The following is a 19209-nucleotide window of genomic DNA, read 5'->3' on the forward strand; positions in this document are numbered from 1 at the left end:
CGGATTATAAATTCGCTGAAAATTCGATGAATCCATTTTAATGTAAAAAAATCATATATCTTTTATAATCAATCATTTCATTTTTTATATAACATCTACAGCACTTGAGAAGCAGCAGTAATAGACTGGTCCTCCTTTCCTGGCAGGCTATAAATAATGCCTTGGAAATGAACATTAGAAAAAGAAAATTCTGGCTTTTTATATTGACTTCGAATTTATAATCCGCTATTGGCAAATGGAGTGGCGACCAACTCGCCACCATTAACCCCATATTTTAGTCTGTCTATGAAGAAAACATTATTCCTGGCGGCCCTCATCACACTCTCCTCCATCGCGGTTCAAGCGGCCACGGTGGTGATAACATTCGGCGTAAACTCCCTGGCTCAAGGCACATCCTCCATGGATGGCACCTATCTTGGGGAACAGGGAAAAGTAAATCAGATCAAGACCGGAAGTTCAGGGAACAGCTATACAAGTGGCGCCCTCAAAAATTTCGATGGTTCATCTACGGGCATCACTCTGGTAACAGGAGCCTCGGCCTGCGGTCCTAACGGCATCCTGACAGCGGACAAAATCCAAAATTCCTACAATCCCGAGAACTCCAACAAATTTTTTGACGTATTCGGTTCCGACATGACAACGGGCAACAGCGGAGGAGGATGCATCAATAAAAATCCCGGCCCTTACACCATGCAAATGCGGGGGCTCTCCGCCGGAAGCTATACGCTGACCATGCTTGTAGGGCGCGGCAACCCTTTTGGGACCGCCTCTTCAACCTATGATTTGACCGGGAATATAGAAGGACTCTCCGCCACCCTGCTTGACTACTCGGCCGGTTCCAATGCCTCACTTTCCGGCACGACGTTATCCTCGGAATTCGGAGAAGGAGAATGGGCTCTGGTGGAATACACCTTTACGGTCACGGAGGACAACACCACGCTGAGCCTGACCTCAAACGGTACCGGCAACATCAACGCTCTTGCATTATCCAGCATCCCGGAACCCGCCACGGCCTCTCTCGGCTTGCTGGGTCTCGCAGTCCTGGCGATGCGCCGCCGCCGGGCTTAATGAGACTCAAGCTCTCTCATCAATGGAGGCCGTAACAATGACGGTCTCCATTGATTTCTTTTTACGGAATCATCCGGTCGGAGGGATTCCCCATTGAGAATATACATTTTTTTGTTAGAATAAGGAATATGGAACGCAGGCGCTCCTTGAATCTCATGAAATTCCTCCGCGGCATATCGGCAACTCTCCTTCTATTCCTGGCCGGTACGGGCTCCCTGAATGCGGAAGAAATAGGTATCGGCGTCCTGAACGGAACCGTGGCTACGGAAGTGGCGTTTCTGAATGCCCAGCCCGGAACACTGGCGCAGGAAGGGGAAACATGGAACTTCATCACTCCGACGGCGGCGGCCAAAACCTCGGCAACAGACCTGAAAACTGTTCGGGGAACAGCCACACAGGCCTCCATATCCTTTAACAATCCCGGCTACTGCTTCAGCAACGGCACGTTTGCCGCCGACAAAAACCGTGACTACCTGCTCATGGACTCCTGGGCCGGAATCCGGGGCACGGAAAATGTAGTCATCTCCCAGCTCCCCGACTCCATGGCGGAATACTGCCATGTGGAAATCTACGGGGATTGCAACACCACGGACCGCGACATGCTCTATACGGTCAACGGCATGGTGAAAACCATCCAGGACAGGGAAAACTTCTCCGGCACATTTAACGAAGGAGCCAACAAGGTCACCCTGCAATATGTTCCGGTCGTGAACGGCGTCATCACCATCACGGGCAACGGAGCGGACTCCACCCGCTCCGCCATCAACGCCGTGCGCCTGATCTCCCCTGCTCCCGGCATCATCTCCTTCACCGCTACACCTCCTGAAATCATGGAAGGAAGCGCCTCGGGCGCGGAACTAAGCTGGAAAACCTGGAAATGCGGAGAAGTCACCTTAAGCACGAAAGACGGTGAAAACATTCCCGTCACCACGGAAAACGGCACGGGAGCGATCACGGTCAACCCTGAACAAACGACTACCTATGTGCTGAACGCGCGGGGAGAGGGCGAAACGGAATCCACGGCGGAAGTAACGGTAACCTTCAAGAAACAGGAACCGGAAATCCTTGTATTTGAGTCGGATAAAAAAAGGGTAGTTCCCGGAGCGGATGAAGAAGCCACCTTGACCTGGAGCACCGTCAAGGCGCAAAACCTGGAACTGACGGCCAACGGAAAAAACATCGCCATCACCAGTGAAAACGGAGCCGGCTCCCTTCGTGTCAAACCGACGGAAACAACTCTCTACACATTGACGCTGACCGCCGGCGATGGAACGCAAAAAAGCAAATCTATCATCATCGCCGTTCTGGCGGAAAATACGCCCAATGTCCTGGTCTTTCTGGTGGACGACATGGGCTGGCAGGACACCTCCGTTCCTTTCTATTATCAAAACGGCCAACCCGTTAAAACGGCACTGAACAACTTCTACAAAACACCCTCCATGGAAAGGCTGGCGGCACAGGGCCTGAAATTCACGAATGCCTATTCCTGCCCGGTCTGCTCCCCCGGCCGCACCTCCCTGATGACCGGCAAAAACTCCGCCCGTCACCGGGTCACCAACTGGACCAACGCCACCTCCGCCACACTCAATGAATCGGGGGGCGCCCTGCCCCATATCCAGGCGCCCCAATGGAACATGGGAGGCATGGATGAAACGGAAATTCCCCTTCCCCGCGTCCTCCAGAATGCGGGTTACCGGACCATCACGGTGGGCAAGGCACACTTCGCTCCTCCTTCCAGGCTCTTTTCCAACCCCATCCATCTGGGCTTCGACATCAACATCGCCGGCAGCTCCATTGGCCAGCCGGGCTCCTACCGTTCCCAGGACAACTTCGGTTCCGGAACCTACCATGTCCCGGACCTGGAAGAATACCATACCCAGGGAACCTCCCCCACGAATGAAAAGCAAAAGCAGAACTTCCTGACGAATGCCCTGACGCAGGAAATGAAAAAGCAGATCAAGCAGGCTGTGGATGACCATGTACCCTTCTTCGCGTACATGACCCACTATGCCGTCCACCAGCCGCACGGCAATCCGGACCCCAACGGGGATTATGATACATACACCGTTCCCAACGGCTCGGCCTTTGAATCCGGAGTACAGGTGAACGCCAGCCTCCGCACCTTTGCCACTCTGATTGAAGGCATGGACAAATCCCTGGGCGATCTGATGGACTATCTGAAAGAGCTGGGCGTGGCCGACAAGACACTGGTCATCTTCCTGTCCGACAACGGGGGAGACGCCCCCATCCAGCAAAACTACAGCCAAAATATTCCCATGATTGAAAAGGTCAGCGCGGTCGCTCCCCTGAGAGGGCGCAAGTGCAGCCGGTACGAGGGGGGAACCCGTGTTCCGATGATCGTGGGATGGGCGGAAGTAGCCCCGGAAAGCCCCATCCAGCAGGAATATCCTATTCCTCAAAATGCCGTGAACCATGACATCGTGGCCATGTGGGACATCTATCCCACCATCCTGAGCATGCTCAAGCTCAAGGTGCCTGTGGAACAAAAGGTGGACGGGGAAGACATCAGCCCCTACTTCAAAGGAGACGCCTCCTTCCACCGCACCCAGAAAATCTACCATCACTACCCGCACCACCATACCTACGCCAACTTCTACTCCACCTACCGGGAAGGAGACTGGAAAGTCATCTACAACTATATTGACCAGTACGCCAATACGGACCTCTGGACCAGTAACGGCTACAAGACTGCGGGCCGCTTCCCGTGGCAGCTCTTCAACTTGAAGGACGACATCAGCGAAAGCAACGACCTGGCTCAGGACCCCGCCCACCAGGTACGCCTGATGCGCATGGCGCGCGCCCTCATCCGGGAACTCAACCAGGCGGACGCACAATACCCCGTCCTCAAAAAAGATGGAAAAATCATCGCCACCGCCTATATCCGCATGCCGGACCTGCCGGATATGGACTCCGACGGGGACGGTGTACCGGACCTGATTGAAGACGCCAACAGAAACGGCCTCATCGATCCCGGGGAAACGGACCCGGACGATCCTTCGTCCGTCGTGCCCCTTCAGGAATAAACACTCCGACCAACAGGACAAGAATCATGAAGCAACCACGCCATTATTCCGCCGTTCCTGCCCGCATGCGGCTTGGCAGGCTGGTCATCTGCGCCGGAATATTCCTTTCAGGGGCTCTCCTCATGGGCGACACCGTCATCAATGCCGGAGGAGGCGTCAGTAATGCAAAAAAAACGGGCAACGGGGGAGGCACGCTGGACTACGGCCAAGTCACCATTTCCGGAACGGCCATCTATGAAAACAACACGGTCAGCGGATTTTCCCAGGGCGGTGCGGTTTACGCCGGCTCCATCATCCAGAATGAGGCCGTCTCCTTCTCCGGCAACCGGGCGGAATCCGGCAGCGGCGGCGCGCTCTACTGCCGCGGAAACGTAAAAATAGCGGCAGGCTCTTCTTTTTCCGGCAACATGGCATCCCACAACGGAGGCGCCCTGTGCCTGGATGCCAATGACGGGGAAGCCCCCCGCACCGCAGACATTGAAAGCGGCAGCACCTTCACGAACAACAGCGCGGGCAAGCTGGGAGGAGCCATCTATGCAGCCGGCAAAGACGCCGCCTGCCAAACGGAACTGACGCTCCACTCCGCAGACTCCTCCCATCCCATCTCCTTCAGCGGCAACTACCGCGGAAGGGCCGTCGGAACCTCTGCGGGCGGAAGCGCCAACTCCATCACGGTCATGGGCAACGTCAGCATGGTCATGCAGGCGGAACAAAACTGCCTGATCAGCATGGAGGACCCCATCTACTCCTTTGCAGGATACTCCGCCACCTCAAGCCTGAGGAAAACGGGGCCCGGTACCCTCGGATTCGGTGGAGGCATTTCCCGATGCCATTTTCCGGTAAGCGTGGAAGCCGGCACGGTGAATCTGGGTGCGACAGCTTCCCTGCAGGGAATGACGGAACTGGACATAGCCGGAGGAACCCGTCTGGGTTTCACGCTGCCGGCAGAACCGTCGGCAAATGCCAAATGGAGCGCTCAAGGACCGGTTAACCTGAATGGCGCTGCGGAACTCCACGTGACCCTGCCGGAAATGATGGACACAAAACAAGGCAAAACCTGGAAACTCGTGGAAGGCAGTGCCCTGTTCATGACGGGCCAGCCCTCCGTCTCCTATGACCCGGCAACAGCCGCTCCGTGGCAGCAGGCGGGCAGCTTCTCCCTGCACCGGGAGGAAACAATAGGAAAAAGCGCTCTGGTCTTAAGCTGGACTCCCACTCCCTCCCCCTATGAAAAATGGAAGAATGACCATTTTACCGACGACACTCCGGAAGACCAAACCGCTCCGGACGCCACCCCCGCCGGAGACGGTATCACCAACCTGATGAAATACGCCACGGGGCTGCCGCCCCTTCAGCCCTGCGGAAGTGTCACCACGCTGACGGTCAGGGAAGTGGATGGCACTCCGCATCTGGTGCTGGAATGGCCGGTAAATCCGGATGCCACGGATGTCGTCTTCACTGTGGAAAGCTCGGCAGACCTGAAAAAATGGGATGACGAGGGTACGGTAACTCCGAGGGGATCCCGCGGCGAGTACCAGGATCGGGTAACGATTAATCACAACGCGCCGGAACGTCGTTTCCTGCGTCTGAAAGTGACGCGGGAATAAAAGGGGAAAGTAGAAAAACTCTCTCTCCGGCCTTAAAAAATCCCCTTCTCTGCACTTTGCAAAAGTATGTTGTCCCCTGAAGGGAAGGAGACTTCCATGCTCCGGTTTTCCATAAATAAACTTTACCTGGAACAAATCGAAACCATACCCGCCTGCACCTTGTATCCACCTCTCCGGAGAAACTCGTTCCTGAACCAGGAGGCGTCTCCCCATGGACAGCCGCCTATAACCCTGGAACACATCAATTCCACGGGGGATCCCCGTACCTGTTCTCCCCCAGCTGGCTCTCCCCATAGGACAAATACCACAGCAGCAGCCATCCCAGCGCGGGCAGCCCCAGGCACACCAGCCAAATACCGCTTCTCCCCACATCGTGCAGACGGCGTACCATGGTAGCCGCCAGAGGAATGGCCAGGAGGGACAAAACCAGATAAAACAGCCCCAAAAAGACGATTCCCATCCACAGCGCCGGATAGAAGAAAAAACCGTACTTTTCCAGGACCAGGAGACAAACCGCGGCCAGCCACACCGGCCCCAGAATGGCATACACCTCCTGCAATTCGCTCTTGCCTGCACGTCCGCGGAAGCTGCACCACTCCCTGATCACCCTGAGCCAATGCTTCTTCCGTGACCAATGGGGAACAAGAACTCTCCCGCCACAATTCGCCTCTCCTTCCGCTGCCCTGTCTCCATCCTCGTCCAAAACAGTCATGGGCGGAATATAGGAAGACAAAGGCCTCCAAGCTCCGTCGGGCAACTTTCTCACCAGAGCCTGGTTGGACAACCGCCCCTGGTTCCGGGCCTGCAACAAAAGCACCAGGGCAACGGGTCCTTTGGAAGAACCGTCAATTGCCTGGTACTCGTAAAGATCGCTCATGGATCGGCCTTACTTGCCATCGGGGGAATGGCTGAACGCCGAAACGGGAATTTCCTGCTTGGGCAGATTGGGGCCTTTCCACTTCAGAGTCAGTGTAGAACCGGAACCGGCCGTTCCCACATAACCGATGCGGATGGGGTGCAGGCCCGCCTTCAAATACACGGGGTTGCTCTCTTTCCCCAAATCGGAGGACACTTCCGTTCCGGGATCGTACACCTTGTCCGCATCAATCAGTTCCATGCCGTGCAGGCGGACAAAAGCCTTGCTCCCCTTGTTGGCGTCCGTAGTCAGATAAAAAGTGTAGGCGCCGTCTTCGGGAACATTTACGTAACCCGTCAGCTCCACGCCGCGCTTCTTGGGACCGTTCATCTTGACGGACGGGGTCTGCGTCACACCCTGGGAAACCGCCGGAGTCTTCATCTGGCGAAAATCGGGTACCCAGGGGAATTCCCCTTCATACAGAGACCACTTCAGACCGGGAACTCCCTTCGCTTCCACGGCAGGCACCAGAGCCGTATCAAACACCGTCTTGGAAGGATGGGACGCCCGGCGGTTGGACAGAGCGGCAGCCTTCATGCGGGCCTGCAGCTCCGGCTTGGAGGCGGCCAGGTCCTTGCTTTCCTGCGGGTCCTTCAAGGTATCGAAAATCATGAAATCCTTGTCCGCATCCTTCACCCCCATGCGCAGCCCCTTCAAGCCGTCCACAAAAACGATCTGCTGCTGGCCGCGCTGGGCTCCCTTGTGCTCACCCAGGAAATCCTTGTACCCCGGGGTTTTGCCTCCGTGATTGTACTCGGTGTAAACAATGCCGGGCTTCTGCTGATCCGCATGTCCTGTCAGCGTCGGCATCAGGGAAACACCGTCGCTGCGGGCCGGAACAGGCACACCGGCGGCATCCGCCAGGGTAGCCAGCCAGTCATGAAATTGTCCGGGCTGAAGGCTGACCTGACCCTTGGGAATGCGGGCCGGCCAGCGCACCAGCGTGGGAACGCGCATGCCGCCTTCCCAGCAATCCCGCTTGATGCCGTCCATCATCCCGTAACTCTTGAAAAACTGCGGATTCTGCGCGCCATGCCAATGCTTCATATCGGCTCCCCCTTCATTGTGGGGGCCATTGTCGGACGTGAAGACGATCATCGTATTGTTGTCTATCTTCAAATCCTTCAGCAAATGAATCAAATCCGCCACCACATCATCCACACGGCGGATCATGGTGGAATGGCGCTTGGCCACCTCATTCGGAAAACGGGAATTGTCCGGATAAATATAAGTATCCTTGTCCTTCTCCGCCTTGGGGTCAAAAGCCGTATTTGCGGATTCCGTGCCGTTCTTCTTTACCCATTGCAGGCCGCCTTTCACACCGCCGCCGGAAGGATAGGGCGTACCGGGAACCGTCAGGCTCCCGTGAGGAGCCGGAAAAGCCAAATACAGGAAAAACGGCTTGCCGGTCTTGCGGGCGGACTTGCGCTGGTCCATGATCCACTGCTTGGCGCGGGCGCCAAACAAATCCGTGGAATAGGCGGTCAGGGGAACCTGCTCCTTGATATTCTTCCACTCCGGATTCGGGGCATAACCGTTGTATTCAAAAATATCCCGGGACTCGGAAGGATAGTGGAAATGTCCGGCCAAATGGTCCAGGATGCCGTAAAAATAATTGAATCCGCGCTGGTGGGGGCCGCCCGTCACCGGGCCATTGCTCTGGCCACCCCCGCCTACGCCCCATTTGCCAATGGCTGCGGTATCATACCCGGCTTCCTTCAAGACGGAACCCAGCGTATGGGAATCTTCAATGGGATGGTCAAAACGGTTATTCCTCACCACGCGGGAAGTTCCCTGGTGCACGCCCAGCAACAGGGAAGCGCGTGCCGGAGCACACACGGGCGCGGCGGAATAATGGCGGCGCAGTTGAATCCCTTCACGGGCCATGGCTGACAAGGCCGGAGTTTTAAACTCGTTCTTCCTGCCCACCGTGCGTCCATTCAAATTCTCCTGGCTCCAGTTGGAATCCAGATCGCCCCACCCCATGTCGTCCACGAGGATGAAAATAATATTGGGCTTGGAAGTCTTTGCCTGCCCGGACGCGGGCTTCACTGCTTGCCCTGAGGCGGTCATGCACGGAACCAGGGCAGCAAAAAAAACGGTGAAAAAATGCAGCAACTTCATATGAAAAAGGTGATATTATATATAAGAACGTCAGAAACAGGGAGCATTTTACATAAAACAATTCACTCCTCAAGCTAATTGAGAATTCCAGGGGAAGATTGACTCTCCGCCTTCAAGGACTACAAATCACAGGTGCTATGAAACTACCCCATACTTTCTCTCTGCGTCCTATTCCTCCTGTCCGGAAAGCTCTACGGCATGGAAAGGTGGATGACTGACCTGGAAAAAGCCAAAACACGGGCGGCGGAACAAAAAAAGGACCTGTTCATCATCTACAAAGGAAGCTCCTGGCACCCTGAACAATATGGCGTTCCAGAAAGAATGTTTACGTGCGGTACCGTCAGAAAACATCTGGAGGAACGGTTCGTTCTGCTCATGCAGGATTATCCCCCGGGTTCTCTGAAGGGACGAACCCTGTTCTCTTTCAAACTCCAGGTAAAAACCTCCCTTCCGGAACTCTCTTCACTGGTCTTCGGCCTGAACGGGAAAGAGCGAAACGAGAATGCCTCCCTCCAGACCATTACCGAATGGCTTCCCACCCTTCGTGAGCTGTGAAAAAAAAACAGATCGGGAACAAATATGCCGCAGAAGCATACAAGGAAGGCCCCCATCTTGCTTTAGGCATTAATTGCGGACTTTAACAATCATGCTGCTTTTTCCGGGCATTCAACTTCCGCCTTCTTGCAGGAAGCCCCGGGCTTGCCTTCCGCAGGGAAGGCAAAGAAATTAAAATCTTTTCTTCCGGTCATTCCGCCGGAAACGGTCGTTCCCGCGGTCTCCCCGTTCGCTGCGGAATCCGCTCCGGCCGCCCCGGAAGCCTCCGCGGTCATTGCGGTCACGGTCTCCACGGTAGCCGCCGCGGAATCCTCCGCCGCTGCGGCGGGGCGGACGAGGTGAATCCGCGGAATATTCAGGAATTCCCTTATCCTCGCGCACGTTCACTTCATACCCGCAGATGGTGGCCGTAGCCAGGGCATCCAGAAGCCGGGGAGCCACGGACGCATCCACTTCAATCAGGGAATGCTTGCCGAAAATGCGGATATCCCCCACGGTGCCCTTCTCCATTTCCACCGTGTTGTAAAACAATCCGGCAATATCCTTGGGCCGCAGGCCGATCATCTTGCCGCCGTTCATGAACAAGGTCACCGTATCCCCGTCATGGGTCCAGGAATCGCCCTTCTGCGGGCTTTCCGCTTCATCTCCGGGCTGCTGCACGCGGCGCGTCCTGCGGGCGGGCTTGTCTTCCGGAATGGGCTGTACTTCGCGGTGCGTACGCGCCTTCAGCAACTCAAACAGGGCGGTGGCGAGAGCTTCCGGAGAAGCCTCCACATCCTTCAACTCTTCAGGCAGAACCGCGTCCGGCGTGAGACGTTCCAGAATATCGTCCACCAGGGATTCCGTCCGAAGCTGGTCCACCTGCACGGCGGTAAGCACGGGTTCCGGAGTAAGTTTGACGCCGATGAAGCGCTCGATACGGCTCATTAGGGAAAAATCCCGGCGGCCCACGAACGTGATCGCCTTCCCCTTGCGTCCGGCCCGCGCCGTACGGCCGATGCGGTGCACGTAATCTTCCGGATCGCGCGGCAATTCAAAATTCACGACGGCATCCACATCGTCCACATCCAGGCCGCGGGCGGCGATGTCCGTGGCCACCAGCAGGCGCAAACTCCCCTTGCGGAAGGAATCCATCACGCGTTCGCGCATGATCTGGGGCATGTCCCCGTGCAGGCGGTCCACGGCGTATCCGCGGGCCGTCAGGCCGTCCACAATATCGTCCACCACCTTCTTGGTATTGGAAAACACCAGCCCCATCTTGATCTTTCCGGTATCCAGCAGACGGCTCAACACTTCTATTCTGGAGGAAAACACCACTTCATAATAAACCTGCTCAATAGTGGGAACCGTCAGTGTGGGGCGTTCAATGGAAATCTGGATGGGGTCCTTCATGAAACGGCTCACCAGCCGGTTGATCTCCGGAGACATGGTGGCGGAGAAGAAAAGAGTCTGCTTCGTTTCCGGCATGGCTTCCGCAATGCGTTCGATATCTTCCAGAAATCCCATGTCCAACATCTCGTCCGCTTCATCCAGAATCAGCATGCGGAGATGGTCCAGGCGCAGGGCGCCGGACTCCATCAGGTCCATCACGCGGCCCGGGGTGCCTACCACGAACTGCACGCCGCGGCGCAGCGCATCCAACTGGGGGCGGAAGGAGGAACCGCCGTAAATGGGCACCGCGGAAACGCCGTCCATGAACAGGGCCAGCTTATCCACTTCCCGGCAAATCTGCACGGCTAGTTCCCGTGTGGGGCACAGGGCCAGCACCTGGACGGCGCGTTCATCCGGATCAATACACTCCAGGGCCGGAATGGCAAACGCAAGCGTCTTGCCGGAACCGGTATGGGAAAGCCCCACGATATCAGACCCTCCGATGGCCGCGGGAATGGCTTGTTCCTGGATGGCGGACGGGGTGTCGAAGCCGAGAACCTCGATGGCCTCCAGAACTTCCGGTGAAATGCCAAGCGTCGAAAATGAAGATGTCTGAGTCATGGGGAAAAAGGCTCGGTCAGAGCCACGGGAGAAGCTGAACATTATTGCCCGCCGTGTCCAGCCAAAAGAACGAAACATGCAGCCACATGCCACGATTTCCGCAGGGCGTCCATTCTCCCGGAAAAAGGCCGCTTCCGCCCCTTCTGGTCTTTACGTTCGCACACGGGCTTGCAACTTGCGGGGAAACCTGTACGTATGTTACGAACTCACATCATTCAATTCATGGATAAAACGCAATCCGGCTCCCGTTCCTCTCTCCTCGGCATCTTCATCAACATCCTTCTGCCGGTGTTGATCCTGGACTATTGCAGCGCAGGCCCCGCCAACCCGCTGGAACGGCCTTCCGGAGAAAGCTTCTGGCACATCGGCCCCGTCTGGGCCCTGGTAATCGCCCTGTCCCTTCCGCTGGTGTACGGAATCCGTTCCCTCGTCGTCACCAAAAAATTCGACCTCATGTCCGGCGTAGGCATGGCCGGCGTGCTGCTTACCGGCATCATCAGTATCTTCGTCATCGGTCCGGGCGGACGCATCCACGGCGCTACCCCCTGGCTCTTCGCCGGCAAGGAAGCGCTGATTCCCCTCATTCTGGCCGCTGCCGTCATCGTCTCCCGCTCCACAAGCGCCCCCCTGCTCAACATGTTCATTTATACGCCGGAACTATTCGACGTCCGCAGAATAGAGCAGGCGGTGGCATCCGGCGGCAGGGAACGGGACTACCAGCGCCTGCTGGCCGGCTCGTCATGGATTCTGGCGGGAACGCTCGTGGCGTCCTCCATAGGCAACTTCTTCCTGAGCCTCTCCTTCATGTCCTCCGTCATGCGCCTGCCGGCGGAAGAACAGCAGGTAGCCTACAACGTAGCCATCGGCAGCATCACGTGGTGGGGATTCCTCATCATCGGCGTTCCCATCCTGGCGGCCCTCATCTTCATCATGATTAACCTGATCAGGCGCCTTGGGGAACTGACCGGGCTCACGCGGGATGAAATCCTTCTCAAATAAACCTCATCATGCGCCACTACATTGCATTCATCCTGGCGGCGGCCGCACTCAATGCGGCATGGGCCGCCGCACCGCAATTCAACCGGGTATTCGGTTCCCACATGGTTCTGCCCCACGGGAAAAACGTTCCAGTCTCCGGAACGGCGGCCCCCAACAAGGAAATATCCGTTACCTTCGGCGGCGCCACACTGAAAACGAAGGCGGACTCCAAAGGCAACTGGGCCGTCACATTGCCCCCCATGCAGCCCAATGCCGCCGGACAAACGCTCACAGCCTCCCAGAACGGAGAGGCCGCGACGCTGGAAGACGTGCTGGTAGGAGAAGTCTGGCTGGCCTCCGGCCAGTCCAACATGCTCTTCCGCCTGGACCAGACCCCCACGGGCAGGCAGCAGGATATCGCCGCTTCAGCCGATCCGGAATTGCGCATCTTCAACAATGTTCCGCAGGCGCACACGGCGGGAAAAGCATACACGGACAAGGACTTCGACTCTCTCACAACAGACAGCTTCTACAAGGGGTCATGGGCGGTCAGTTCCCCGCAATCCTCCGCCCCAACCTCCGCCGTAGCCTACTACTTTGCCAAAAAGCTCCGCCAGGAACTGGGAATCCCGGTAGGCATCATCCATTCCTCCCTGGGCGGTTCCGAAATGGCCGCCTGGATTCCCCAATCCGTCATTAACTCCAACGGCAGTTTGCGCAGCCTGCGGGGCAACGACTGGCTGCAATCCCCTCTCGTCTCCGCCTGGGTGCGCGGTCGCGCCAGGCAGAACATTGCTCCAAGACTCAAGGACGGGAGCCCGAACCACCCCTTCAAACCCGCCTTCCTCTATGAATCCGGAATCTCCTGGATGACCGGGTTCCCCATCAGCGGCATCATCTGGTACCAGGGGGAATCCGATGCGGAAATCATTGACAACGAGCAAAACGCCATGCTTCTCGGTACGCTTATCTCCTCCTGGCGGAAGGCCTTTTCCAACCCTTCCCTTCCCTTCCTGATGGTTCAGCTCCCCCGCATCAACGACAAATCCGCCCTGCGGGCCGGATGGCCGGAATTCCGGGAAGTTCAGGACCGAATCGCAAACACTCTTCCCAAGGTATACAGCGTCAACACCATCGATCTGGGGTCCGTCAACTCCGACGTGCATCCTCCTGACAAGCAGCCTGTGGGAGAACGTCTGGCGGACACGGCCCTGAACAAAATATACGACAGGAAAACTCCCTGTGAAGGTCCGTCATTCAAGGCCGCCAAAACTCAGGGCAACAAACTCCTGATCCAGATGGGCCACGCTGCGGGACTGACGACCAGGGACGGGCAGTCTCCGGCCCATTTTGAAATTGCCGGGGCGGACGGCGTTTACCACCCGGCAGAAGCAAAAATCATCTCCGCACGGGACAATGCCGTCATCCAGCTCACCTCCCCGGACGTGAAAAGCCCCAAGGAAGCGCGATACTGCTGGGCCCCCTTCGTCACGCCCAACCTGGTCAACGGAGCAGGACTGCCCGCCAGGGCATTCCGCACGAATTCCTCCGTGAAACCTGCCAAACACTGATAAGATCAAACAAATGAAAAAGGCCATCATCGCATCCGTCCTGTCCGCTCTCTTCATCGGCAGTCTTCATGCGGCCCCCGTCAAGGTAGCCTGCGTAGGAGACAGCATCACGTTCGGCTCCGGGCTCAAGCCGGGAGATGCCCGCTACCCCCAGGTGCTCGCCACCCTGATGGGGCCGGACTATGACGTCAAGGGATTCGGCAACCCTGGAAAAACGGCGGGAGACTATCCGGGACAGGCAGGCCGCTGGTTCGGAAGCACCCCCCAGCACAAGCAGGCCCTGGACTTCAAGGCGGACGTCTATATCAGCAACCTGGGCATCAACGACACGGGGCGCTGGTGGAATCCCGACCTGTTCGTCAAGGGCTACGACGACCTGTTCAAGGCATGGAAATCCGCCAGCCCGAAAGCCAGATTCTTTGCCTGGGGCATGCTGGGACCGGACTACCGCGGACCGCTCGGCAAAAAAGCCTTCCCCGGCAACTGCTATCCGGACGTACGCAAATACGCCCTGTCGGACAACGGTTCCGCCGCCAACCGGCCGGAAGCGGAAAAACTGATTGCCTCCGTAGCACGCAGGCACAAAGCCGCACTCTTTGACGCCCTCACCCCCCTTTCCGACCATCCGGAATGGTATGTGGACGGCCTGCACCCCACGGCGGAAGGCGCCAGGCGCATTGCGGAAATCACCTTCGCCAAGCTGGTGAAAAACATGAAAATCAAACAGCCGGCTCCCCAACTGGAAACAGGCGCGGACAGCCTTATCATCAACAACAAGGGAAATTCCGGCATCCTGCTGGACGGCTGGAGGCTCACGGACGGAGCCGGAACGCTTGTCTTTGAAAACACCACGGTCGTTCACCCCGGAGACAGGATCATCATCAGCATCGGAACGGAAACGCAAACGGACCCGACGAAGCCCCTGGCAATCAAATCCGCCAAATCCCCTTCCGCGTTCAAATTGCTGCCGCCAAGAAAATAACGCCTTTCATCCTCTTTTTCCAGGGCCGTTCCCACAGGGGAACAGCCCTTTTTCTTTACAAGATATTTGTTAGACAGCACTGGCCGTCAAAGGAAAAGACTCAATGGAAATTATATTGCGTTTTATTTGAGCATTTTTGCTTCCGGCGAGGTCATATAGTGCATGGAACAGAATAAATGCAAATCTTCCGCATGCTGCCTGCTGGGATCACTTGCCACAAACACCAGCATGGACTTCGGCGTTCTGCTGCTGCGCCTGGGCGTGGGCGCAATGATGCTGGTGCACGGCATCCCGAAGCTGAACATGCTCCTCAGCGGAAACTGGGCCATGTTTGAAGACCCGCTGGGCATCGGTTCCTTCCTTTCGCTGCTGCTCTGCGTAGGAGCGGAAGTGGGATGCTCCGTTCTTCTGTTTTTCGGTTTCCTGACACGCCTGGCCTCCCTGATCCTCATCATCAACATGTGCGTGGCCCTGTTCCTTTACCTCGGCCTGTCCGGCTGGGGTGCCCAGGAACTGGCAGCCATCTACCTCCTGATTTACCTGACCCTCTTTTACACGGGGCCCGGCAAATTCTCCGTGGATGCATGGTGGCTCCGGCGGGACTGCAAAATAGAGGTGGAATAAGCGCCTCGTAAAAGACCCCGGCCCGCGACGCCTCATGGCAAAAATACTTCTTTTTTCACTCGCCGCGGCAGGGGCCTTCCTTTAGGATGTGGCCACACCCAGTCCATCCGTTCAATGTCCGGCAAGTTAACCTATAAGCAATCGGGGGTCGATACCAAGGAAGCGGCAGCTTTTGTATCCGACATCAGTTCTCACGTTAAAAGAACACAGAAAAAGCGCTCTCTGCACCAGGCTTTCGGTCTCTTTGCCGCCGCCTATGACCTGAGTTCCTATCAGGAACCCGTCATCGTCACCGGATGCGACGGCGTAGGCACCAAGACGGAAATCCTCTTTGAACTGGACATGGTGGAAACCGCCGGCAAGGACCTCGTGGCCATGAACGTCAACGACATCCTTACCACCGGAGGCGATCCCCTTCTCTTCCTGGACTATCTGGGCATCTCCAATCTGGAAACGGAACGCACGCGCATCACGCGCCTGGTGGCCGGCATGTGCGACTATCTGGAATCCTGCAACTGCATCCTTGCCGGCGGGGAAACGGCTGAAATGCCCGGAGTCGTTCCGGAATCCATCGTGGAGCTTTCCGGCTTCTGCATCGGGTGTTGTGAAAAAAGCAAGCTGATCGACCCCACGACCGTACGCCCCGGAGACGTCTTCATCGGCTACAAATCCGACAGCTTCCATGCCAACGGCTGGAGCCTCATCCGCCGCGTTCTGGAAGAAAACCCGGACGTCGTCAACGAAGAGGAACTCCGCTCCCTGCTGCAGCCCACCCGCCTTTACCACGACGTGGTGGAAGACATGCGCCGCTCCAACGTCATTCCCAAGGCATACGCCCATATCACCGGAGGCGGCCTCCCGGAAAACCTGGAACGCTTCCTGGGAGACTATGGCGCGGACCTGACCATTCCGTACTGGGACAATGAAGCGGCCCAGAAAATACTGAAGCACGTGGACGCCGGCGACCGCTTCAACACGTTCAACATGGGCATCGGCTGGGTGGCTATCGTCAAACCGGAAGACGTGGAGGCCGCGCTCAAGGCAGGTCCGGGCGGCGTAGTGATCGGCACACTGAGGGAAGGCCGCGGCATTCATGTAAAAGTAGAGGGCGAATAAAGAACATCATTTTACCGCGTCGGTTACACCACACTTGCAGGACAATCCTTTCATATCAATCTCATGAGCGATTTTCTTAAACACGAGTGCGGCGTAGCCGCCATTCGCCTGCTTAAGCCTCTCTCTTATTTTCAGGACAAATACGGCAGTACCCTCTGGGCATTCAACAAACTGCTCATCCTGATGGAAAAGCAGCACAACCGCGGCCAGGACGGCGCGGGCATCGGCTGCGTGAAGCTCAACATGCCTTTGGGGCAGCCCTACCTGTTCCGCACCAGGGACGCCAGCAAGGACGCCCTTACCACCATCTTCAACGGCCAGATCAAAAAGCTCAACAAGAAAATCCGCCGCGGCCAGGTCAACCTGAAAGATGCGGAAGACATTAAGAATAACTTCGACTACGGCGGTGAAATCCTGATGGGGCATCTGCGCTACGGCACCTCCGGCCTCTTTGACGAAGGCTCCTGCCATCCCTACCTGCGCCGCACCAACTGGCCCACGCGCACGCTGATGGTGCTGGGCAACTTCAACATGACCAACACGCCGGAACTCAACCAGCGCATGATTGAACGCGGCCAGCATCCCGTCTTCGGCACGGACACGCAGACCGTTCTGGAAGAAATCGGCTATCATCTGGACGAAGCCCACACGGACCTTTACCGCGCTCTGCGGGACAGCGGCATGCCCGGCCCGGAAATTCCCCACGCCATCTCCTCCCAGCTCAACATTCAGGAAATCATCCACAACTCCGCCCAGCGCTGGGACGGAGGCTACGCCATCATGGGGGCCATCGGCAACGGAGACTACTTCTGCCTGCGCGACCCCCACGGCATCCGCCCCTGCCACTACCTGATTACGGACGAATTCATCGCGGTGGCCTCCGAACGCGTTCCCCTGATGACCGTATTTGAAGTGGAAAGCGAACAGGTGCACGAGCTTCCCCCCGCCAACATGCTTTCCATCAAGGCGGACGGCACGCACGCCATCACGGAATTCACCACCCCGCTGAAACCCACCCCCTGCTCCTTTGAAAAAATCTACTTCTCCCGCGGCAACGACCCCATCGTCTACCGGGAACGCAAGGCTCTCGGCGCGGCCCTGACGCCGCAAATCGTGGACTCCCTGGAAGACCGTTTTGACAAATCCGCCATCACCTACATTCCCAACACGGCGGAAACCGCCTATTACGGACTCCTGGAAGGACTGCGGGTATACCGCCGCAAACGCGTCCATGCCCAGCTTCTGGAAGCCCTCCGGAACGGAACGCTGGATGAAAAAATGCTGGACAGCGCCATTCTGAAACGCTGGCCGCGCGGTGAAAAAATCGCGCACAAGGACATCAAGATGCGCACCTTCATCACGCAGGAAAAAAGCCGCGCCCAGCTCGTCTCCCACGTATATGATCTTACATACGGAGCCGTGGGACCGGAAGACGTCCTCGTCGCCATTGACGACTCCATCGTCCGCGGCACCACGCTGAAAAAATCCATCCTGCGCATCCTGGGACGCACCAATCCCCGGAAAATCGTCGTCGCTTCCACCGCTCCGCAAATCCGGTATCCGGACTGCTACGGAATCGACATGTCCGAACTGGGCAACTTCATCGCCTTCCAGGCCGCAGTCTCCCTGATCAAGCAGCACGGGAAAGCCCGCCTGCTGGAAGAAGTCTTCCAGGCATGCAAGGCGGAACTGGCCAAACCCAGGGAAGAACGCCGCAACTGCGTCAAAGCCATTTACGACGGCCTGACGGATGCGGAAATCTCACGGGAAATCACCCGCCTGGTCACTCCGCACGACGCACCGTGCCCGGTGGAAGTCATCTTCCAGACCATCGAAAACCTCCACGCCTCCATTGAAGGACCCTGCGGGGACTGGTATTTTACGGGCGACTATCCCACGCCGGGCGGCTACACCACAGTTAATGTGGCATACATGCGCTGGTTTGAGGGTAAAGGGGGCCGTGCATACGATTTGCCCTTGTAGGCCCCCCCGATTTTTAGGTAATCTACGCCTAATATGTCGGGCCCCATTGATTATACGACCCTGGAAGACACTGAACTGGTCGCCAGAGCCCGGGAAGGAGATTCCCGTGCTTTTGACGAGCTGGTGATCCGCCACAGCCGTAAGCTTCATGCCACGCTGTACCAAATGACGGACAACTACGACGATGCCTATGACATCGCCCAAGAAGCGTTTTCCAAAGCCTACAGGGCCTTGCGCTACTTCAACGGTCAAAGCGCATTTTACACATGGCTTCACTCCATTGCCGTCAACCATGCCAGGAACTTCCTGAAAAAGCGCAACCGCAGAATGACCTACAGTCTGGACGACGACGAATACGGCGACCATACGGAAAAGGACATGAACATGGCGGATGAAACGGACGGGGCGGACCCCGAACGCCGCACTCATTTAAACGAACTTCAGCTCAAGATCAACGAAGCGCTCAAAAAGCTCTCCACAAAACACCGTGAAGTTGTGGTTCTGCACGACGTCAAAGGGCTTAATCATACGGAGATTTCCGCCCTTCTCGGCATCTCGGAAGGAACGCTCAGATCCCGATTGCATTATGCCCACAAGGAACTCCAGGGATTGCTGGCGGAATATCTTAGCTAATGCATTAAAAAATATT

The 19209-nt window shown here is 56.9% G+C and carries 14 protein-coding genes; 11 read left to right on the forward strand and 3 right to left on the reverse strand.

Features of this window, described 5'->3' with window-relative positions:
* Window positions 1-285 precede the first annotated feature (285 nt).
* The 3 genes from HMPREF3039_RS07745 to HMPREF3039_RS07755 all read left to right on the forward strand — a co-directional run bounded on the left by HMPREF3039_RS07745 (window position 286) and on the right by HMPREF3039_RS07755 (window position 5719).
* A complete protein-coding gene (locus tag HMPREF3039_RS07745; protein ID WP_067573979.1) occupies window positions 286-1068 on the forward strand; it encodes a PEP-CTERM sorting domain-containing protein in 783 nt (260 codons plus the stop codon).
* A 155-nt stretch (window positions 1069-1223) separates the two neighbouring features.
* Window positions 1224-4112: a sulfatase-like hydrolase/transferase gene (locus tag HMPREF3039_RS07750; RefSeq protein WP_167506766.1), complete on the forward strand. Its 2889-nt coding sequence runs from the start codon at window positions 1224-1226 to the stop codon at window positions 4110-4112.
* A gap of 26 nt (window positions 4113-4138) precedes the next feature.
* A complete protein-coding gene (locus HMPREF3039_RS07755; protein ID WP_067573984.1) occupies window positions 4139-5719 on the forward strand; it encodes a hypothetical protein in 1581 nt (526 codons plus the stop codon).
* 241 nt (window positions 5720-5960) lie between these two features.
* Here HMPREF3039_RS07755 and HMPREF3039_RS07760 read toward each other — a convergent pair whose 3' ends face one another.
* Window positions 5961-6596, reverse strand: coding sequence for a DUF805 domain-containing protein (locus tag HMPREF3039_RS07760; RefSeq protein WP_067573986.1), 636 nt, complete (start codon window positions 6594-6596; stop codon window positions 5961-5963).
* A 9-nt stretch (window positions 6597-6605) separates the two neighbouring features.
* The gene (locus tag HMPREF3039_RS07765) at window positions 6606-8708 is read right to left on the reverse strand and encodes a sulfatase-like hydrolase/transferase (RefSeq protein WP_067574111.1); all 2103 of its coding nucleotides are present in this window, start codon (window positions 8706-8708) and stop codon (window positions 6606-6608) included.
* Between the two features lie 261 nt (window positions 8709-8969).
* Between HMPREF3039_RS07765 and HMPREF3039_RS07770 the strand changes: the two genes are divergently transcribed.
* On the forward strand, window positions 8970-9314 hold the full coding sequence (locus HMPREF3039_RS07770) for a hypothetical protein (RefSeq protein ID WP_147549855.1): 345 nt from the start codon (window positions 8970-8972) through the stop codon (window positions 9312-9314).
* Window positions 9315-9485: 171 nt separating this feature from the next.
* Here the strand turns inward: HMPREF3039_RS07770 and HMPREF3039_RS07775 are convergent, their stop codons facing one another.
* Window positions 9486-11306, reverse strand: a complete 1821-nt coding sequence (locus HMPREF3039_RS07775) for a DEAD/DEAH box helicase (RefSeq protein ID WP_067573991.1) — start codon at window positions 11304-11306, stop codon at window positions 9486-9488.
* 222 nt (window positions 11307-11528) lie between these two features.
* On the opposite strand from HMPREF3039_RS07775, the gene HMPREF3039_RS07780 reads away from it, so the two are divergent.
* The 7 genes from HMPREF3039_RS07780 (at window position 11529) to HMPREF3039_RS07810 (ending at window position 19193) form a co-directional block, all read left to right on the forward strand.
* Entirely contained in the window at window positions 11529-12305 is a 777-nt protein-coding gene (locus tag HMPREF3039_RS07780) for a VC0807 family protein (protein WP_067573993.1), read from the forward strand.
* An 8-nt stretch (window positions 12306-12313) separates the two neighbouring features.
* Entirely contained in the window at window positions 12314-13855 is a 1542-nt protein-coding gene (locus tag HMPREF3039_RS07785; protein WP_067573995.1) for a sialate O-acetylesterase, read from the forward strand.
* Window positions 13856-13868: 13 nt separating this feature from the next.
* Complete coding sequence (locus HMPREF3039_RS07790) at window positions 13869-14837, forward strand: GDSL-type esterase/lipase family protein (RefSeq protein WP_067573996.1); 969 nt, start codon at window positions 13869-13871, stop codon at window positions 14835-14837.
* 162 nt (window positions 14838-14999) lie between these two features.
* Window positions 15000-15461: a DoxX family protein gene (locus tag HMPREF3039_RS07795; RefSeq protein WP_082770178.1), complete on the forward strand. Its 462-nt coding sequence runs from the start codon at window positions 15000-15002 to the stop codon at window positions 15459-15461.
* A 114-nt stretch (window positions 15462-15575) separates the two neighbouring features.
* The gene (purM, locus tag HMPREF3039_RS07800) at window positions 15576-16577 is read left to right on the forward strand and encodes a phosphoribosylformylglycinamidine cyclo-ligase (RefSeq protein WP_067573998.1); all 1002 of its coding nucleotides are present in this window, start codon (window positions 15576-15578) and stop codon (window positions 16575-16577) included.
* Window positions 16578-16640: 63 nt separating this feature from the next.
* Window positions 16641-18560 (forward strand): amidophosphoribosyltransferase, encoded by a 1920-nt coding sequence (locus HMPREF3039_RS07805; protein WP_067574000.1) that lies wholly within the window; start codon window positions 16641-16643, stop codon window positions 18558-18560.
* 33 nt (window positions 18561-18593) lie between these two features.
* The gene (locus HMPREF3039_RS07810) at window positions 18594-19193 is read left to right on the forward strand and encodes an RNA polymerase sigma factor (RefSeq protein ID WP_067574002.1); all 600 of its coding nucleotides are present in this window, start codon (window positions 18594-18596) and stop codon (window positions 19191-19193) included.
* Window positions 19194-19209: the final 16 nt, after the last annotated feature.

This window comes from Akkermansia sp. KLE1798, from assembly GCF_001580195.1.
Classification (GTDB): Bacteria; Verrucomicrobiota; Verrucomicrobiia; order Verrucomicrobiales; family Akkermansiaceae; genus Akkermansia; species Akkermansia biwaensis.

Excerpts from the sequence above, each read along its gene's own strand:
- HMPREF3039_RS07760 (WP_067573986.1), bottom strand. The coding sequence starts at position 6,596 with ATGAGCGATCTTTACGAGTACCAGGCAATTGACGGTTCTTCCAAAGGA.
- HMPREF3039_RS07775 (WP_067573991.1), bottom strand. The coding sequence starts at position 11,306 with ATGACTCAGACATCTTCATTTTCGACGCTTGGCATTTCACCGGAAGTT.
- HMPREF3039_RS07770 (WP_147549855.1), top strand. The coding sequence starts at position 8,970 with ATGACTGACCTGGAAAAAGCCAAAACACGGGCGGCGGAACAAAAAAAG.
- purM (WP_067573998.1), top strand. The coding sequence starts at position 15,576 with ATGTCCGGCAAGTTAACCTATAAGCAATCGGGGGTCGATACCAAGGAA.
- HMPREF3039_RS07795 (WP_082770178.1), top strand. The coding sequence starts at position 15,000 with ATGGAACAGAATAAATGCAAATCTTCCGCATGCTGCCTGCTGGGATCA.
- HMPREF3039_RS07805 (WP_067574000.1), top strand. The coding sequence starts at position 16,641 with ATGAGCGATTTTCTTAAACACGAGTGCGGCGTAGCCGCCATTCGCCTG.
- HMPREF3039_RS07765 (WP_067574111.1), bottom strand. The coding sequence starts at position 8,708 with ATGACCGCCTCAGGGCAAGCAGTGAAGCCCGCGTCCGGGCAGGCAAAG.
- HMPREF3039_RS07750 (WP_167506766.1), top strand. The coding sequence starts at position 1,224 with ATGAAATTCCTCCGCGGCATATCGGCAACTCTCCTTCTATTCCTGGCC.
- HMPREF3039_RS07755 (WP_067573984.1), top strand. The coding sequence starts at position 4,139 with ATGAAGCAACCACGCCATTATTCCGCCGTTCCTGCCCGCATGCGGCTT.
- HMPREF3039_RS07810 (WP_067574002.1), top strand. The coding sequence starts at position 18,594 with ATGTCGGGCCCCATTGATTATACGACCCTGGAAGACACTGAACTGGTC.
- HMPREF3039_RS07780 (WP_067573993.1), top strand. The coding sequence starts at position 11,529 with ATGGATAAAACGCAATCCGGCTCCCGTTCCTCTCTCCTCGGCATCTTC.
- HMPREF3039_RS07790 (WP_067573996.1), top strand. The coding sequence starts at position 13,869 with ATGAAAAAGGCCATCATCGCATCCGTCCTGTCCGCTCTCTTCATCGGC.
- HMPREF3039_RS07785 (WP_067573995.1), top strand. The coding sequence starts at position 12,314 with ATGCGCCACTACATTGCATTCATCCTGGCGGCGGCCGCACTCAATGCG.
- HMPREF3039_RS07745 (WP_067573979.1), top strand. The coding sequence starts at position 286 with ATGAAGAAAACATTATTCCTGGCGGCCCTCATCACACTCTCCTCCATC.